The following is a 17,024-nucleotide window of genomic DNA, read 5'->3' on the forward strand; positions in this document are numbered from 1 at the left end:
TCCGGGCACTCGACCGGCCGACCGCCCGGACCCTGGGACGAAAAAGGGCCCGAATACCCCTCTTCCGGGACATAGGTCTCTTGATCATCGGCATTTCGGGGCCGAACACGGCACCGCCCGACGCGTGGGGCACGCGCCGGGCGGTGGACATCCTGCACACAGTCAGCGGACTGCGGGTGCAGGGTTTTGCGGCATTTGCCGCACTGTTCAGCTGAGCTTCAGCTTCTGACCCGGGAAGATCAGGTCGGCGTCCGAGACGATGTCCTTGTTCAGCTCGAAGAGCTTCTCCCAGCCGCCCTTGACGCCGTTGGCCTCGGCGATGGTGCCCAGGGTGTCGCCCGACTTGACCTCGTACGAGCCGTTGCCGGTCTTCGGCGCGGTCGGAGCCTCGGTGCGCTCGGAGCGGGTGACCGGAGCCTCGGCGCGCTTGGTCTTCGGCGCGACCTTGGTCTCGGTCTTCTTCGTCTCGGTCTTCGGCTTCGACTGGGGCTTGTTCTGCGCCGGGGTCTCGGCGCCGCCACCGTTGTAGGAGGAGCCCGACAGACCCTTGCCGCAGGACGGCCAGGCGCCCTTGCCCTGGCTCTTGAGGACCTTCTCGGCGACGGCTATCTGCTGCGCCTTGGTGGCCTGGTTGGCCTGCGGGGCGTACGACTTACCGCCGAAACCGGCCCACGTGGAGGACGAGAACTGCAGGCCGCCGTAGTAGCCGTTGCCCGTGTTGATGGCCCAGTTGCCACCGGACTCGCACTGCGCGACCTTGTCCCACTCGGAAGCGGTGGCGGCGCTGGCGGTGCCCGCGACCATCAGAGGGGCGGCCACGGCCACACCGGCGACACCGGCGAGCGTGACGATCCGGACAGACCGCTCGATTGCAGTACCGCGACGGTGCTTGCCCTTGCCGGAAAGCAGCATGGAGTTTCTCCTCACCGACGCCTACGAGGTGAGCTGTCGGGTTCGGGCGAGTGAGTTGCCCGGTCGTGCGACCTAGCGCACGTCTTAACCCCAAGCCGGTGGCGTGACCGTCTCTCAACGGCCGCTCCCGGCACCTACCTTGGTTCCCCCGCTCCTGCCTTCGGCGCTTGACGCGACGACTGTTCCCCCCGTCCGCCGGCAGGATTCGGCGATGCGGTCGAAGGAGCCCGCGGTGGCGAGCGATTCAGAAGGTAGACAGGTCTCTCCCCGATGTTCAACGAGCAACATCGGGGAGAAACGACCCCTACTTGCGCTCCCCGGAGGGATGTTTGCGCAGGTGAGGACGGGGTTTGCGGAAGCCCCGAGGCGGGACACGCCAGTTGACCGGAAGAGATGCATGTCTCACTTGCAGAAAACCGACATTCAACTCTTTCCGGATAACTGAACTGCCCTTATTGGGTGGTTAGATCCAGATTCTGGCCGGGCTTGATCAGATCGGCGTCTTCACCGATGACCTGCTCATTGGCCTCGTAGAGGCCGTTCCAGCCGCCCTTCACGCCCTTGGCGACCGCGATGGTCGCCAGGCTGTCGCCCACCTGGACCGTGTACGTGGGGCCCGACGCGGCGTCAGAGGAGCCCTTCGGCTCGGTCGCCGGGGCGCCGCGGTGCTTGCCACTGCCCTCGGCGGGAGTGGCACCCAGCGTCTGCGGGGTCGCAGGGGCCCCGGGAGTCGCAGGGTTCGTCGGGTCGACCGGAGGCAGTCCGGGCGTGGCCGGCGGGGTCGTCGGCGCGGTCGGGTCCACCGGCAGCGTGGGCGCCGTCGGGTCGACGGGGGCCGGCGTGGTGGTCGGGTCGCCCGGCAGGGTCGGGGCCGTCGGGTCCACGGGGGGCGTCGTCGGGACGTCCGGCGCGGGCATGACGGGCAGTCCGACGGACGGGGCGTCGGGAATGAGGAACGGGGTGCCGGACGGGCTCGGGGCCGGGGTCGGCGCGCCGTAGTCCGTGGACCGCAGGCCGCCGCCGCCGTTGGACGGGACCACGTCGTCCGGGCGGGACGGGGCGGGGGCGCGGGGGCTCGTACCGCCGGGGTCGACCTGTGCGGCGGGGCTCTCCCGGTCCAGGCCGGCCGAGGCCGCGCACAGCGGCCACGCCTGCGGGCCGGTGGACTTCAGCACCCGCTCGGCCACCGCGATCTGCTGGGACCGGCTCGCCAGGTCGGGGCGCTCGGCGAATTCGAGACCGCCGGCGCCCTGCCACTCCTCCTGGGTGAACTGGAGTCCGCCGTAGGAGCCGCTGCCGGAGTTGGCACTCCAGGAGCCACCGCTCTCGCACTCGGCGACCTTGTCCCAGGTGGACGTGTCGGCGGCGGTGGCACTGGTGGCCGCGAGCAGCGGCAGAGCCAGAGCGGAGCCAGTGACTCCGGCTGTGACGACCAGCGCGGGGACCTGGCGGGGGCGTCTGTGACGGCCGTTCCCGGAACGCATGTAGGTGCACCTTTCGCATAACAGCTCGGTAACGGCAGAACCTAGCGGCCTTCGAACGATTGTCACAAGTTCAAGCTGGATCTGACTTTTAATCAGACTCCGCTCAAGTGTTTTGAGCGGTGAAGCGAACGGGAAGAGTGCGCAGTCCCCGCATGATCAACCCCCCGCGCCAGCGCAGGTCTTGGGATGGAACGGCGAGTTCCAGATCGGGCAGACGCGTCAGCAGGGTGGCGAGCGCGGTCTGTCCTTCGAGTCGGGCGAGCGGGGCGCCGAGGCAGTAGTGGATGCCGTGTCCGTACCCGAGGTGCTGGTTGTCGGTGCGGGAGAGGTCGAGGGTGTCCGGGTCCGCGAACCGCTCGGGGTCCCGGTCGGCGGCCGCGAGGACGACCAGCACCGGATCGCCGGCGGCGACGGACATGCCGCCGAGGGTCAGCGGCTCGGTGGCGAACCGCCAGGTCGCGAGCTCCACGGGACCGTCGTAGCGCAGCAGTTCCTCGACCCCGGTGGCCAGCAGCGCGCTCTCGCCGGCGGCGAGGGAGAGCTGGAGGCGCTCGCGCTGGTCGGGGTTCGTGAAGAGGGAGTGGACCCCGTTGCCGATGAGGTTCACGGTGGTCTCGAAGCCGGCGAAGAGCAGGATGAAGGCCATCGCGGTGGCCTCGCCCTCCGTCAGATGGTCGCCGTGGTCGCTCGCCCGGATCAGGTCGGAGATCAGGTCTTCGCCCAGATCATCCCTTTTGCGGTGAATGAGTGCACCGAGGTAGGTCCGCATCTGCTTGACCGACCGGGCGACCCCGCCGCGCGGACCGCCGCCGTGGCGGATCATCATGCCGGCCCAGTCCCGGAAGTCGTCCTGGTCCTCGCGCGGCACCCCGAGCATCTCGCAGATGGCGTAGATGGGGAGCGGGAAGGCGAACTCGTGGATGAGGTCGGCCTCCCCCCTGGCCGCGAAGGCGTCGATCAGATGGTCGGTGAGCGCCTGCACCCGCGGGGCGAACTCGGCGACCCTGCGCGGGGTGAACGCCTTCGACACCAGCCGCCGCAGCCGGGTGTGGTCCGGCGGGTCGATATTGAGCAGGTGCGTCATCAGCTCCGCCTTGCGCTCCCCCGGGATCCCGGTCTTGCCCTTGGCGTGCGCGGGCTCCGCGTGGTGCGCCGGGTTCTTGCTGAGCCGCTGGTCGGCGAGGGCCTGGCGGGCGTCGGCGTACCGGGTGACGAGCCAGGCCTCGACCCCGCTGGGCAGCTTCGTGCGGTGCACCGGGGAGTGCTCGCGCAACCACGCGTAGGCCGGGTAGGGGTCGGTCGCGAACTCCCAGTCGAAGAGGGTGGGGCCCTCGGCGGGAGGGGTGTCGGCCGGGTTCGCGGGGGTCTGTTCGTGCACCCGAAGACCGTATCCCGGCTCCGAGCCACCATCCGATTTGGGTTGTTCGTCGCGGCTGTCCGCAGATCGGCCATCCCTTGACGTGACCTTCTCCGACATTCCTACTTTCGGTTTTGTGGATGTGAAGATCTTGAAAAGCAGTTTCGCGGTGGTGGAGAGACGAGCCGAGCACGCCGTCAAGTTCTTCTACTCCCACCTCTTCTGGCACAACCCCGGCGTCCGTGCCCTCTTCCCGGACTCCCTCCACGAGATGGAGCGCCAGCGGGACCGGCTCTTCGCCGCGCTCACCCACGTCATCGCCCACCTCGACGACGGGACGCTCCGCCCCTACCTGCACGACCTGGGACGCGACCACCGCAAGTTCCTGGTCCGCCCCGAGCACTATGCGGCCGTCGGCGCCAGCCTGCTCGCCGCGCTCGCCGAGACCTCCGGCGCGGCCTGGACCCCGCCGGTCGAGAAGGCGTGGGCCGAGGCCTACCAGGTGATCGCCGACGCGATGACGGCCGGTGCCGAAGGGAGCGAGGACCCGCCCTGGTGGGACGCGGAGGTCGTGCGCCACCTCCAGTACGGGCCGGACATCGGCGTCCTGACCCTGCGGCCGCACCTGCCCTTCCCCTATCTCCCGGGCCAGTACACGAGCGTGAGCAGCGATCGGGTCCCGACGACCTGGCGCACCTACTCCATCGGCAACGCGCCCCGCCCCGACGGCACCGTCGACCTGCACGTCAGCCGGATCGACCGGGGGCGCCTGAGCACCGCCCTGGTCCGCGAGACCCGGCCGGGGGAAGTACTGCGCCTCGGCGCCGCCGGTGGGCAGCTCGTCTTCCGCCGCGAGGACCGCCCGGTCAGCCTCATCGCCGCCGGCACCGGCTGGGCACCGATCCGGGCCATGCTGGAGGACCTCGCGGAGCGTCCGCCCGACCAGGACGTACGGCTCTTCGTGGTGGCCCGGGACGGCGCGCACCTCTACGACCGCCCGCTCATCGACGCGTACGCCGCCCGCTGCGGCTGGCTCGCCGTCACCTACATCACGCCCGCCCCCGGCCGGCACCGCAACCAGGCCACCGACCGGCTCGCGACGGCGCTGGGCCACCGGGGCATGTGGCCGGACCAGGACGTCTACCTCAGCGGCCCGCCGCAGTTCGTCGACGAGACGGCCCACCTCCTCCAGCAGCTGGGCGCCCGCCCCGGACGCCTCTTCCACGACGCCGTCCCGGCCCGGGGCCCCGAACCGGGGGACCGCCCGCTGGGCTTCGGCGAGTGGTTCCTGAACCCGCCGGCGCCCCACTGGCACAACCCCTCGGCCCGCGCGCCGAGGTCGTACTAGGTACCTCGCCGATCGGGGGCTACTCGCCCGGCTCCGCGAGGCCCTCCGCCGCCCGGATCGCGTCCCGGTAGGCGCGGGCCGCCGCGCGCAGCGCGGTCTCGGGGTCGATCCCCTCCGCCTCGGCGCGGGCCGCGAGTTCCAGCAGCTCGTAGCCGATGCCCTCGCCGCGGGGCAGCTCCACGGCCACACCGCCCGTCCGGGCCCGGCCCGCGAGCTTGGCCGCGAGCGCCAGACCGGGCTGGCCCACCGGGATCCCGTCGGTGACCGAATCCCGCTGCTTCTCCACCGCCTTGGTGCGCTGCCAGTGCGCGCTGACGTCCTCCGGAGTCTCGGCCTGCGCGTCGCCGAAGACGTGCGGGTGCCGGTGGATCAGCTTCGTCACGAGGGCCCCGGCCACGTCATCGATGGAGAAGGCCTCCTCGGGGTCCTCGTACTCCTCGGCGATCCGCGCGTGGAAGACCACCTGGAGCAGCACGTCCCCGAGCTCCTCGCGCAGCTCGTCCCGGTCCCCGTCCTCGATGGCCTCGACCAGCTCGTACGCCTCCTCGATCGCGTACTTGGCCAGTCCCCGGTGGGTCTGCCGGGAGGTCCACGGGCACTCGCGCCGGACCCGGTCCATCACCTGGACCAGGTCGAGCAGGCGCGCTCCCGGCAGGTCGTAGGAGCCGGGCAGCAGTTCCAGGTCGGGCATGGAGACCCGGCCCGAGCCGGCCAGCCGGGCCAGGCCGTCGGTGAGACGCTGGTCGCCCTCGCCGCCCGGGAGCACCACGACCGTGCGGCCGCCCGCACAGTCCTCGACCAGCGCGTGCGCGTCCGGGCTCTCGAACGCGACCTCGACGCCCGCCTCCCGCAGGTACGGCAGCTGCGGGTGGCCGGGGTCGGCGCAGAGCACCCGGTCCGCGGCGTGCAGGATCTGCCACGCCGGCCAGGACAGCACGCCGGGGGCGACCCGGTGGCTGGTGGTCAGCAGGACGATACGGCCCGTGGGCTCGTCGGCGTCGGTGGCTGTGGTGTCGGCGGCGGGTTCGGAGTGGTCGGTCACCCTCCGAACCTACCTCCGATCCACCGATCCACCGGTCCACGGCCCGGGGCCCGGGGCCCGGGGCCCGGGGCCCGGGGCCCCCGGAGCCTCAGGCCCCGGCAGGGGGCTGCTCGGGCCGGGTCCGCTGGGTGATCCAGGGCGTCTCGCCGTTCCCGAGCTTGATCTCCTTGGCGTCCCAGGCGCCGTAGCGCGGGTTCACCTCGATGTGCAGCGCCTTCACGGCGGCCCGGGCGGGCTCCTCCAGCTTCCCGGCCCCGTACTTGGCCGTCAGCTCGGTGAGGAGCACCCGGTCCCGGAGGAAGCGGTCGACCTGACCGGGGGCCATGGCGCCCTTCTGCAGGAGCAGCGCCTCGAACTGCGCGTTCCCGCCGTTCTCGTCGGCGTACGTCTTGCGTTCGTCCTCGATGTCCTTCTGGGTGGCCGTGAGCCCGGCGGTGTCGGCCATCTTGTCGATGATCCGGCTCTGGAGGATCGCGTCGAGCCTCTGGCGCTCCAGGTGGGGAGTGCTCGCGATGAGTTCGGCGGCTGCCTGCCCGGAACGGTTCTGCGCCGCGCGGACGTCGTTCACCTGGGCCTGGAGTGCGGAGGTGGTGATCCGTTCGCCGCCCACGACGGCCGCGGTGCCGGGGCGCGGCTCGCCCGAGCAGGCGGACAGCAGGGGCGCCGCCACGAGCAGGGCGGCGGAGACGGAGAGCGCTGTGCGACGGTGCAAAGGAGCCTCCAGGGCCGGGAGATTGTGCGTCGGTGCACAAAGGGCCGTGCGGTGATCGATGTTATGAGGTCACGGTGATCCGGACCACCGGTTCGACCAACGATTCACACGCGGACCGAACACGCACCGTTCATAAGCGAGTCGGCCGGCATCGGCGCACCCGCCGCGCCACCCGTCACCCATCCTGGGGACCCCGGCCCCCGGGCAACGACCGGATCGGCCTCCGGCAACCCTGAGGCCACCCTTCGGTCACCCGGCGCTGCCAAGGTCGGCCCACCATGTCGACAACGCACCCCTCGCCGCGCCCCTCGCCGCACCTCTCGCGCCGCGCCCCGCACCCCTCGCCGCGTCGGCGCAGTCTGCTCGGCTCGGCGCTCGCCGCCCTCCTCACGGCGGTGGCCGTGTGTGCCGGGGACGCCGCCGCGCGCGTCTTCCCGTACGGACCGCGCCACCGCAGCATCAACGACCTCGGCAACCAGTTCGTCCCCTTCCACGCGCACCTGTGGGACCTCCTGCACGGCCGCGCGGAGGGCGGGCTGCTGTTCAACTGGCGCTCCGGATACGGCATGAGCTTCCTGCCGGACCTGGGCACCTACCTGACCAGCCCCTTCGCTGTCCTGGTCGGGCTCTTCCCGCGCGCGGACATAGACCTCGCCGTGTACGTCGTCACCGTGCTCAAGATGTCGGCCGCGGCGGCGGCGATGTGCTGGCTGCTGCGCACGCAGCGCCGCGGCCGCTGGTGGGCGGCCGGGCTGCTGGGGGCCTCGTACGCGCTGTGCGGCTGGTCGGTGATCGAGGCCTCCTACAACCCGATGTGGCTGGACGGTCTGATCGCCTTCCCCCTGCTGTGCCTGACCGGAGAATGGGCCCTGCGCGGGCGGCGGATCCTGCTCGCGCCCCTGGTCGTCGCGGTCTGCTGGACGGCGAACTTCTACACCGCCTACATGGCGACGCTGGGTGCGGCGCTGGTGCTGCTGGTCCGGGTGGTGCTCACCCGGGAGGGCGCCTCGACCCGGCTGCCGGTGATCGGGCGGGCGGCCGGGACGACCGTGCTCGGGATCGCGCTCTCGGCGCCGGTGCTCCTGCCGCTCTTCCTCAGCTCCGGGCAGGCCTACCCGGGGTGGGTCAAGGAGTTCCTTCCGGTGTCCTGGGCGGACCTGTTCGCCCGGCTGCTGCCGGGGACGTACTCCTTCTCCTCCCCCGCCGTCTTCGTGGGCACCGGGACCCTGCTGCTGGTGGCCGCGCTGCCCTTCCACCGGGCGGTCCCGCCACGCACCCGACTGTGGTGGGCGGGGCTGACCGTGGCCGTGGCGCTCTCCCTCCAGTGGGCGCCCACCCACCTGGCCTGGCACCTGTTCGCCACCCCGAACGGAAGCCCGTACCGGCAGACCTTCGTACTGGCCGGGATCACCGTGATCGCCGCCTGGACCGGGCTGGCGGCGGGCCTGCCGCGGCCGCCGGCGCTGGCCGCGGGTGCGGGCGTACTGGCGGTCGCCGTGCTGTGGGCGCACGACAGCACCCTGGTGACGGCGGCGGGCTACGCGCTGTTCGGCGGCGGGCTGGTGCTGGCCGGCGCGGCCTGGTGGGCGCTGCGCCACCGCCGGCTCGCGCGGCCGGCGGCCGGGCTGCTGGCCCTGGTCCTGCTGGCGCAGGCCGCCGCGACCACCGCCTACGGGCACAGGGGCAAGCTGGGCGGCCTGGACGACTACCCGTCCTGGGGGCGGGCGCACACCGCGCGCGCCGAGGCGCTGGCGGGCGCCGAGGGCTGGCCCGCGTACCGCACCGACCCGAGCCGGCCCGCGCTGTCGGGCAACGACCCGCTGCTGCTCGGCGGCGAGGGCGGCGCGTACTACAGCAGCCACACCCCGGACGTGTTCACCCGCACGATGGTCGCGCTCGGCGCCGGCTGGACCTCGCGCGGACGCAACGTCCAGAGCATCGACAACCCGGTGACGGACGCCGTGTTCGCGGTCGGCGCCCGCCTGCGGCCCGACGGCACGGTCCTGCGCGCCCAGGTGCCCCCGCTGGTGACGGTCCGCCCGCCCGGCGCCCCCCTCGCGTACGCCGACGACTCCCCCTTCGCCAATCAGGAGGCACTCCTGGGCACCCGGGTGTACGAGGACCCGCTCGCGCCGGGTGTCTGCCGCGCGGGCACGGAGGCCTACCTGTGGGCCCCGGAGTACAACGCGACGGCCCGCCTCGCGGACGGACCCGCCTTCCGGCTGAACGGCAACGCCCCCCGCAACCGGGCGGCCCTCCAGCCGATGGGCCTCTCCCGCGGGGACTCCTCGGCCCTGGTCTTCGACGCGGCCCCGCCCCCGCGGTGGGCCCTGTCCTGCCTGGACCGGGCGCGGCTCGACGGGGCGGTGGCGCACCTGCGGGCCACGGCGGCGACGTCGGTCCGGGTCGGCTCCTCCGGGGTCCACGCCACGCTCCCGCCGGGCACGACCGGCACGGCGGTCCTCTCGGTGCCCGCGATCGCCGGCTGGACCTGCAACGACCGCCCGGCCGGCGCCCACTTGGGGCTGGTGGCGATTCCGCTCGCCCCCGGCACCACCCGGGTGAGCTGCACGTTCCGGCCGCCGGGTCTGGTCCCGGGGGCCGCCGTCGCCGGGGCGGCGGCTCTGGTCCTGGTCCTGCTGTTCGTGTCGGGGCGGCGGCGCCGGCCGGGCCTCAGCGGACCTGACTGAGCCACTGCAGGGTGCGGCGGATCTCGGCCGGGAAGGGGTGGGCCGGGCCGTGCAGCCGTTCCGCGTCGAACAGCAGGCGGGCCAGGTTCTCGTGGGCCGCCTGGCGGTCGCCGAGGGAGAGCAGCAGATGCGCTATCCGGCGGCGGACCTCCAGCGGCAGGCCGGGGTCCGGGTTGGCGTAGTGGTTCTCGAAGAACGGGAGCAGCGAGCGGTACTCGGCCAGGGCGGCGGCCGGCTCGCCCAGTTGCTCCAGGCATTGGGCCGCGTCGTAGCGGAAGCGCAGGGACTGGGAGTCGCCGGCCGGGAACTCGTCGGCGAGGCGGCGCAGTTCCGGCAGGGCGCGGCGGTACTGGCCGTCGTCCATCAGCGTGGCGGCGTACTGCTTGCGCAGCGAGCGGACCACCGGGGAGTGCTCCCCGTGCTCGGCGGCCGCCGCCGGGAGGATCCCGCCGAGGATGTCCACGGCCTGGGTGAGCCGCCCCTGGTCCAGGAGCTTGCGGGCCTCGTCCACGGCGCCGGGGACATCCGCCTTCGGCGGCGCGGGCGGGGTGCTCGGCCGCGGCGGGACGGCCGTGGCCCGGTCCGGCCAGGGCGCCTGCGGGCGCAGGAAGGGCCGGGTCGGGTCGAGCGGGCCGACCGGGGTGCGGCCGTCGCGGGCGGGCAGCAGCGGGGCCAGGGCCTCGTAGACCTCCTGGGCGGAGGCGGGCCGGTCCTGCGGGTCCTTGGCGAGGAGGTGGAGCAGGATCTTCTCCAGCTCCTGCGGGATCTCCGGGCGCAGTTGGCGGACCGGGACCGGGGGCTCGTAGAGGTGGCGGTGCAGGACGCCGAGGGCGGTGGAGCCGACGAAGGGGACGTTGCCGCTGAGCAGTTCGTAGAGCAGCACACCGAGGGCGTAGAGGTCGGTGTACGGGCCCACGGCGCCGCTTATGGCCTGCTCGGGCGCCATGTACGCGGGGCTGCCGATGGGTGATCCGGTGCTGGTGAGGCGGGTGGTGTCGGTGTCCATCACCGAGGCCACGCCGAGGTCCAGGACGAGCACGGTGCCGTCCGGCCGGACCATCACATTGCGCGGCTTCAGGTCCCGGTGCACGATCGGCACCGCGTGCACGGCCGACAGGACCGAGCACAGCTGCGCGACGACGGCGACCGCCCACTGCCAGGGGTACGGGGTGTGCTCGGCGAGGTGGTCGGCGAGGTCGGCGCCCTCCACGTAGCCCATGACGAGGAAGAGTTCGTCGCCGTCGCTGCCCGCGTCGTGCACGGTGACCAGGCCGGGGTGGTCGACCTGCGCGGTGACCCGGCACTCGCGCACGAAGCGGCGGCGCAGCTCCTCGGCGACGGTGCCGGGGCCGGCAACCTTGTCCGGGCGCAGCAGTTTGACGGCGACGCGGCGGTCGAGCCGCTGGTCGTACGCCGTCCAGACCTGGCCCATGCCGCCCTGTCCGAGGATGCTCGCGAGCCGGTAGCGGTCGCCGATGAGGCGTTCGGTCACCGGTTCGGGTCCTGGAAGGGGGTCTGGTGGGGATCGTGCCGCGGGCCCCCGGCCGGCGGGGTCTGCTTGCGCAGCAGCTCACTGAGCTCGTCGAGCTCGGCCCGGACCTGCCCGATGCGCGGGGGCGGGGTCGCCTGCGGCGGCACCTGCGGGGGCACCGGGGTGGGCGTCGACGTCGGGGTGGAGGGCACGGTGGTCGCCGTGGTGGGCGGGTACCCGTAGGCGGGACCGGGCTGCTGCACGTGCCCGTACGGAGCCTGCTGCGGGTACCACTGGGCGGTCGGCGCGTTCCGCAGGGCCTCGTGGTGCTTGATGTCCGCGACGAGGAAGTACACGCAGATCGCGAAACCGGTGAAGATCGAGCCACCGGCACCCAGGTTGCCCTGCCAGCCGTTGACATCGGGCGTGGGGTCGATCTGGATCAGCGTCATCCACACGACGGCGAGGATGCCGCTGACCACCATCAGCGCCCAGTCACGGGCCTTGCGGGTGACCAGGGCGAGCCGCAGCATCGACCCCCAGGCGAGGAAGCCGCAGCTGAGGATGGGCAGCAGCATGAACACCACGCGCAATGCCGTCACACCCCCGGAATTGGACTGGGGGCCGTGCTGCGGCTGAAGGCCGGGGCCGTGCATCGCTGCTCCTGACGGGCCGTGCGGAAGAGGTTTCGGGTCTGAGGGTATACAGCGTTCCCGGCCATGAGTGAGGGGATGCACGCAACCGTTGCACGCTCGCTGCACGGCGGTTCGCTCCACCGTGACCACGCCGTCGTGCGGGCCGCGGCCGGGGACGTACGAGGTCCCCGGCCGCGGCCGTCGTCGGCGCTAGGAGCCGAGGATCGTGGTGAGGAACTCGCCGGTCCAGGCGAGGAGCTCGCGGCCGACCACCGGCTTGCCGCCGATCTTGCCCGCCTTCGGGCGCGGGACAAGGGCCTGCGAGGTGGCCGGCTTGAGTACGGTCCCCGGGTAGAGCCGCTTGAGGCGCAGTTCCTGCGACTCGCGCAGCTCCACCGACCCGAACCGGACGTTGTTGCCCTGGAGGGTGATGTCCCCGACCCCGCAGGCCCGGGCCAGCATGCGCAGTCCGGCCACCAGCAGCAGGTTCTCCACCGGCTCCGGCAGCTTGCCGTAGCGGTCGGTGAGTTCCTCCCGGACCGCCTTGATGTCGGCCTCGGAGTTGGCGGAGGCGATGGACCGGTACGCCTGCAGGCGCAGCCGCTCGCCCGGCGCGTAGTCGTGCGGGACGTGCGCGTCGACCGGCAGCTCGATCTTGACCTCCAGCGGCGGCTCCTCCTCCACCTGGCCCTCGACCGCGGCCCGGTAGTCGGCCACCGCCTCGCCGACCATGCGGATGTAGAGGTCGAAGCCGACGCCCGCGATGTGCCCGGACTGCTCGCCGCCGAGCAGGTTGCCCGCGCCGCGGATCTCCAGGTCCTTCATCGCCACGTACATGCCCGCGCCCATCTCGGTGTGCTGGGCGATCGTCGCGAGCCGCTCGTGCGCGGTCTCCGTGAGCGGCTTCTCCGGCGGGTACAGGAAGTACGCGTACCCGCGCTCGCGGCCGCGGCCCACCCGGCCGCGCAGCTGGTGCAGCTGGCTCAGGCCGAAGTTGTCGCCGCGCTCCACGATCAGGGTGTTGGCGTTGGAGATGTCGATGCCCGACTCGACGATCGTGGTCGACACCAGCACGTCGAACTTCTTCTCCCAGAAGTCCACGACGACCTGCTCCAGGGCCTGCTCCGACATCTGGCCGTGGGCCGTCGCGATCCGCGCCTCGGGCACGATCTCGCGCAGCTTGGCCGCCGCCCGGTCGATGGACTCGACCCGGTTGTGGATGTAGAAGCACTGGCCCTCGCGCAGCAGTTCGCGCCGGATGGCCGCGCCGATCTGCTTCTCCTCGTAGGGGCCGACGAAGGTGAGCACCGGGTGCCGCTCCTCCGGCGGGGTGGTGATCGTCGACATCTCGCGGATGCCGGTCACCGCCATCTCCAGGGTGCGCGGGATCGGGGTCGCGGACATCGTGAGCACGTCGACGTTGGCGCGGAGCTTCTTCAGCTGCTCCTTGTGCTCCACGCCGAACCGCTGCTCCTCGTCGACGATGACCAGGCCCAGGTCCTTGAACTTCGTCTCCTGCGAGAAGAGCCGGTGCGTGCCGATGACGATGTCGACCGCACCCTCCCTCAGCCCCTCCAGAGTGGCCTTCGACTCCGTCTCGCTCTGGAAGCGCGACAGGGCCTTCACGTTGACCGGGAACTGCGCGTACCGCTCGGAGAAGGTGCCGAAGTGCTGCTGCACGAGGAGGGTCGTGGGCACGAGGACGGCGACCTGCTTGCCGTCCTGGACGGCCTTGAAGGCGGCGCGCACCGCGATCTCGGTCTTGCCGTAGCCGACGTCGCCGCAGATCAGCCGGTCCATCGGAACCGACTTCTCCATGTCCTCCTTGACCTCGGCGATGGTGGTGAGCTGGTCGGGCGTCTCCGCGTACGGGAAGGCGTCCTCCAGTTCGCGCTGCCAGGGGGTGTCCGGCCCGAAGGTGTGGCCGGGGGCCGCCATGCGCGCGCTGTAGAGCTTGATGAGGTCGGCCGCGATCTCCTTGACGGCCTTCTTGGCGCGCGCCTTGGTCTTGGTCCAGTCGGCGCCGCCGAGCCGGTGCAGCGTCGGGGCCTCGCCGCCCACGTACTTGGTGACCTGCTCCAGCTGGTCGGTGGGGATGTAGAGACGGTCGCCGGGCTGCCCGCGCTTGGCCGGCGCGTACTCCACGAGCAGGTACTCGCGGGTGGCGCCCTGGACCGTCCGCTGGACCATCTCGACGTACCGGCCCACACCGTGCTGCTCGTGGACGATGTAGTCGCCGGCCTCCAGGGTCAGCGGGTCGATGGTCTTGCGGCGCCGGGTCGGCATCCGGCCGAGGTCCTTGGTGGCGGTGCGCTGGCCGGTCAGGTCGGTCTCGGTCAGCACGGCCAGGCGCAGCACCGGGTCGACGAAGCCGTTGTCGATCGAGCCGCAGGCGACGTGGACCAGGCTCGGCTCCAGGGCGCGCAGTTCCGGTTCCAGCCGGGCCGCGATGCCCTCGCCGCCGAGCACCTCGACGGTACGGGCGGCCGGGCCGTGGCCCTCGGTGAGGTAGACGGTGTGCCAGCCGTCGGCGATCCAGCCCTTGGTGTCGGCCAGCGCCCGGGCGGTGTCGCCCCGGTAGGCCTCCGGCGCGTGCATCCCGAGCTTCAGGGTGTCGCTGCCGCCGGCGGTCTCGTCGGCGGCGAAGGGGGACACGGACCACCACATCATGCCGAGCTCGCGGGCCCGGTCGCGGACGTCGGCGATCCCGCGGAGCGAGGCCGCGCCCACGTCGATGGGCGCCTCGCCGCCGCCCGCGGTGGCCGCCCAGGAGGCCATCAGGAACTCCTGGCTGGTGGCCACGAGGTCGGCGGCCCTGGTCCGGACCCGCTCGGGGTCGCAGACCACGGCCATCGACCCGGCGGGCAGCACGTCGATCAGCAGTTCCATCTCGTCGACGAGGACCGGGGCGAGGGACTCCATGCCCTCCACGGCGATCCCCTCGGCGATCTTGTGCAGCAGCTCGCCGAGCTCGGGATGGGCCTCGGCGAGGGCCGCGGCCCGCTCCCGTACGTCGTCGGTCAGCAGCAGCTCGCGGCAGGGCGGGGCCCACAGTCCGTGCTCGGCGATCTCCAGGGAGCGCTGGTCGGCGACCTTGAAGTAGCGGATCTCCTCGACCTCGTCGCCCCAGAACTCGATGCGCAGCGGGTGTTCCTCCGTGGGCGGGAACACGTCGAGGATGCCGCCGCGCACGGCGAACTCCCCGCGCTTCTCGACGAGCTCGACCCGCGCGTACGCGGCGGCGGCCAGCGCCTCGGTGATCTCCCCGAGGTCGGCGCCGCCGCCCTGCCGCAGGCTGACCGGGACCAGCTCCCCGAGCCCCTTGACCTGCGGCTGGAGCACGGACCGGATGGGCGCGACGAGCACGCTCACCGGCCCCGCGGCCGGGTCGTCCTTGCTCGGGTGCACCAGGCGGCGCAGTACGGCGAGCCGTCGGCCCATGGTGTCGCTGCGCGGGCTGAGCCGCTCGTGCGGGAGGGTCTCCCAGGACGGGTAGTCCACCACTTCGTCCGGCGGCAGCAGGGAGCGCAGCGCGGCGGCCAGGTCCTCGGCCTCGCGCCCGGTGGCGGTGACCGCCAGCACGGTCCGTCCGGTCTGCCGGGCCAGCGCGGCGATCGCGAAGGGCCGTGCGGCGGCGGGGCCGACCAGGTCCACGTGCATGCGCTTGCCGTCCCCGGCCGCGGAGACCGCCTCGGTGAGGGCGGCGTCCCGGGTGACGGCGTCGAGCAGTCCGTGCAGGCTCATGAAGAGGCTTTCCGTCCGGTGAAGGTCTGCGGGTGTGAAGGTGCGGGGTGCGGAGCGGGCAACGCGAAGGACCCGACACGTCGCACGGGCCGGGGGTTCCCACCCTACGACGACGCCCCTCGCGCCGCTTTACGATGTTCGTGTTGTGACTGTCCGAGCTCGCCGCGTCGTCTTCCGCCGGGGAGACGACTTCCCCGGAGGAGCACGAGTCCGTGACGAGCGATGCGATAGCCCGCCCGGCGCCGGTGGTACCGGCATCCGAGAAGCCGGACCGGTACGCGTGGGCACCGCCCTGGCTGGTGGCCGCCGGGCTGTTCGTCGTCTACCTCGTCCTGTCCGTCGGACGGTTCCGGCGGATGGACTGGGCCTCCTGGGACCTGGGGATCTTCGAGCAGGCGATCCGCGCCTACGCACACTTCCAGGAGCCCGTCGTCGACCTGAAGGGGCCGGGGGCCAACATCCTCGGGGACCACTTCAGCCCGATCATCGCGCTCGTCGCCCCCGTCTACCGGGTCTTCCCGGGGCCCCTGACCCTGCTCGTCGTGCAGGCCGCGCTGTTCGCGCTGTCCGCCGTGCCCGTCACCCGGGCCGCCGTGCGGTTCCTCGGCCGGGCCCGCGGGCTCGCCGTCGGCATCGCGTACGGGCTGTCCTGGGGCATCCAGCGGGCCGTGGAGTTCGACTTCCACGAGATCGCCTTCGCCGTGCCCCTGCTGGCCTTCGCCCTGGAGGCGGTGCTCGCCCGGCGCTGGCGGGCCGCCCTGCTGTGGGGGCTGCCCCTGGTCCTCGTCAAGGAGGACCTCGGCTTCACCCTCGCCGCGCTGGCCGTGGTGGTGGCCTGGCGGGCCAGGGCCACCGACCGGCGGATCGCCGTGATCGCGCTCGGCTCCGCCGCCGCGGCCTGCGTCTTCGCCGTCCTGGTGTTCACCGTCGTCATACCGGCATTCGCCACCGCGGGCTACGGCTACTGGGACAAGATCGACGGCGCGGGTCCGCTCGGCGGCATCGGCACCAAGCTGACCACCCTGGCGTGGGTACTGATCCCCACCTCCGGGCTGCTCGCCCTGCGCTCGCCGCTGCTCCTGGTCGCCGTGCCCACCCTCGGCTGGCGGTTCCTGTCGGGGGACGACCACTACTGGTCCACCGACTGGCACTACAGCGCCGTACTGATGCCGGTCGTGACCCTCGCGCTCGTCGACGCCATCGACACCGTCCGGCGCAGCGAGCGGCCCTGGCTGCGCTCGTACGCCCTCCAGCTGCCGACCGCCGTGCTCGCCGCCGCCCTCGCCCTGAGCGCGACCGCCATGCCGACGGCCAAGTTCGCGGAAGCCCGTACGTACCAGAAGCCCGAGCGGGTCACGGCCATCGAGCAGCTCCTGGACCGGATCCCCGACGGAGCGACCGTGGAGGCGGACACCACCCCGCTGACCCGGCTGACCTCCCGCTGCCGCGTCCTGTGGATCGGCGGCAGCAAGGGCGTGGTCCCCGACTGGATCACCATCGACAACTCCTCCAAGTGGGCCGGCGAGGACCCGACCGGCTACGCCCGCCAGCTCCACCCCGCTGAGCAGTTCACCCTGGTGGGTGAGGCGGCCGGCATCGTCCTGATGCAGCGGGGGTGAACCGCCCTCC

12 protein-coding genes and 1 riboswitch are annotated in these 17,024 nt (G+C 72.5%); of the genes, 4 read left to right on the forward strand and 8 right to left on the reverse strand.

The genetic code is table 11. The features are described 5' to 3' along the window. The first annotated feature begins 80 nt into the window (after nucleotides 1-80). On the forward strand, nucleotides 81-215 hold the full coding sequence (locus tag IE257_RS38980) for a hypothetical protein (RefSeq protein ID WP_268251432.1): 135 nt from the start codon (nucleotides 81-83) through the stop codon (nucleotides 213-215). Here IE257_RS38980 and IE257_RS21880 read toward each other — a convergent pair. From IE257_RS21880 to IE257_RS21890, 3 genes are all read right to left on the reverse strand, one after another. Then, nucleotides 208-912 carry a LysM peptidoglycan-binding domain-containing protein gene (locus tag IE257_RS21880; protein ID WP_189971156.1) on the reverse strand — a complete coding sequence of 235 codons (705 nt, stop codon included), beginning with the start codon at nucleotides 910-912 and terminating at the stop codon, nucleotides 208-210. The genes IE257_RS38980 and IE257_RS21880 overlap by 8 nt on opposite strands. A gap of 3 nt (nucleotides 913-915) precedes the next feature. Next, nucleotides 916-1,088, reverse strand: a riboswitch (cyclic di-AMP (ydaO/yuaA leader). Between the two features lie 276 nt (nucleotides 1,089-1,364). Next, complete coding sequence (locus IE257_RS21885; protein WP_189971158.1) at nucleotides 1,365-2,396, reverse strand: LysM peptidoglycan-binding domain-containing protein; 1,032 nt, start codon at nucleotides 2,394-2,396, stop codon at nucleotides 1,365-1,367. Nucleotides 2,397-2,499: 103 nt separating this feature from the next. Beyond that, nucleotides 2,500-3,774, reverse strand: a complete 1,275-nt coding sequence (locus IE257_RS21890) for a cytochrome P450 family protein (protein ID WP_189971160.1) — start codon at nucleotides 3,772-3,774, stop codon at nucleotides 2,500-2,502. Between the two features lie 121 nt (nucleotides 3,775-3,895). On the opposite strand from IE257_RS21890, the gene IE257_RS21895 reads away from it, so the two are divergent. Further along, a complete protein-coding gene (locus tag IE257_RS21895) occupies nucleotides 3,896-5,101 on the forward strand; it encodes a globin domain-containing protein (RefSeq protein ID WP_229920567.1) in 1,206 nt (401 codons plus the stop codon). A gap of 19 nt (nucleotides 5,102-5,120) precedes the next feature. Here IE257_RS21895 and IE257_RS21900 read toward each other — a convergent pair whose 3' ends face one another. Together IE257_RS21900 and IE257_RS21905 are read right to left on the reverse strand one after the other, a co-directional pair. Further along, nucleotides 5,121-6,143, reverse strand: a complete 1,023-nt coding sequence (locus IE257_RS21900; RefSeq protein WP_189971164.1) for a nucleoside triphosphate pyrophosphohydrolase — start codon at nucleotides 6,141-6,143, stop codon at nucleotides 5,121-5,123. 88 nt (nucleotides 6,144-6,231) lie between these two features. Beyond that, on the reverse strand, nucleotides 6,232-6,855 hold the full coding sequence (locus IE257_RS21905) for a SurA N-terminal domain-containing protein (protein WP_189971166.1): 624 nt from the start codon (nucleotides 6,853-6,855) through the stop codon (nucleotides 6,232-6,234). A 278-nt stretch (nucleotides 6,856-7,133) separates the two neighbouring features. On the opposite strand from IE257_RS21905, the gene IE257_RS21910 reads away from it, so the two are divergent. After that, a complete protein-coding gene (locus IE257_RS21910; RefSeq protein ID WP_189971168.1) occupies nucleotides 7,134-9,545 on the forward strand; it encodes a YfhO family protein in 2,412 nt (803 codons plus the stop codon). On the opposite strand, the gene IE257_RS21915 is transcribed toward IE257_RS21910, so the two are convergent. The 3 genes from IE257_RS21915 to mfd all read right to left on the reverse strand — a co-directional run bounded on the left by IE257_RS21915 (nucleotide 9,529) and on the right by mfd (nucleotide 15,395). Further along, a complete protein-coding gene (locus tag IE257_RS21915) occupies nucleotides 9,529-11,037 on the reverse strand; it encodes a serine/threonine-protein kinase (protein WP_189971170.1) in 1,509 nt (502 codons plus the stop codon). The genes IE257_RS21910 and IE257_RS21915 overlap by 17 nt on opposite strands. After that, nucleotides 11,034-11,618 carry a hypothetical protein gene (locus IE257_RS21920; RefSeq protein ID WP_229920568.1) on the reverse strand — a complete coding sequence of 195 codons (585 nt, stop codon included), beginning with the start codon at nucleotides 11,616-11,618 and terminating at the stop codon, nucleotides 11,034-11,036. Before IE257_RS21920 ends, IE257_RS21915 begins: the two co-directional genes overlap by 4 nt. A gap of 243 nt (nucleotides 11,619-11,861) precedes the next feature. Continuing rightward, nucleotides 11,862-15,395, reverse strand: a complete 3,534-nt coding sequence (gene mfd, locus IE257_RS21925) for a transcription-repair coupling factor (RefSeq protein ID WP_189971174.1) — start codon at nucleotides 15,393-15,395, stop codon at nucleotides 11,862-11,864. Between the two features lie 212 nt (nucleotides 15,396-15,607). Here mfd and IE257_RS21930 point away from each other — a divergent pair, with 212 nt between their 5' ends. Beyond that, complete coding sequence (locus IE257_RS21930; RefSeq protein ID WP_372453083.1) at nucleotides 15,608-17,014, forward strand: DUF2079 domain-containing protein; 1,407 nt, start codon at nucleotides 15,608-15,610, stop codon at nucleotides 17,012-17,014. Nucleotides 17,015-17,024: the final 10 nt, after the last annotated feature.

Source organism: Streptomyces avidinii (assembly GCF_014650695.1).
Lineage (GTDB): Bacteria > Actinomycetota > Actinomycetes > Streptomycetales > Streptomycetaceae > Streptomyces > Streptomyces avidinii.

Excerpts from the sequence above, each read along its gene's own strand:
- IE257_RS21880 (WP_189971156.1), bottom strand. The coding sequence starts at position 912 with ATGCTGCTTTCCGGCAAGGGCAAGCACCGTCGCGGTACTGCAATCGAG.
- IE257_RS21885 (WP_189971158.1), bottom strand. The coding sequence starts at position 2,396 with ATGCGTTCCGGGAACGGCCGTCACAGACGCCCCCGCCAGGTCCCCGCG.
- IE257_RS21910 (WP_189971168.1), top strand. The coding sequence starts at position 7,134 with ATGTCGACAACGCACCCCTCGCCGCGCCCCTCGCCGCACCTCTCGCGC.
- mfd (WP_189971174.1), bottom strand. The coding sequence starts at position 15,395 with ATGAGCCTGCACGGACTGCTCGACGCCGTCACCCGGGACGCCGCCCTC.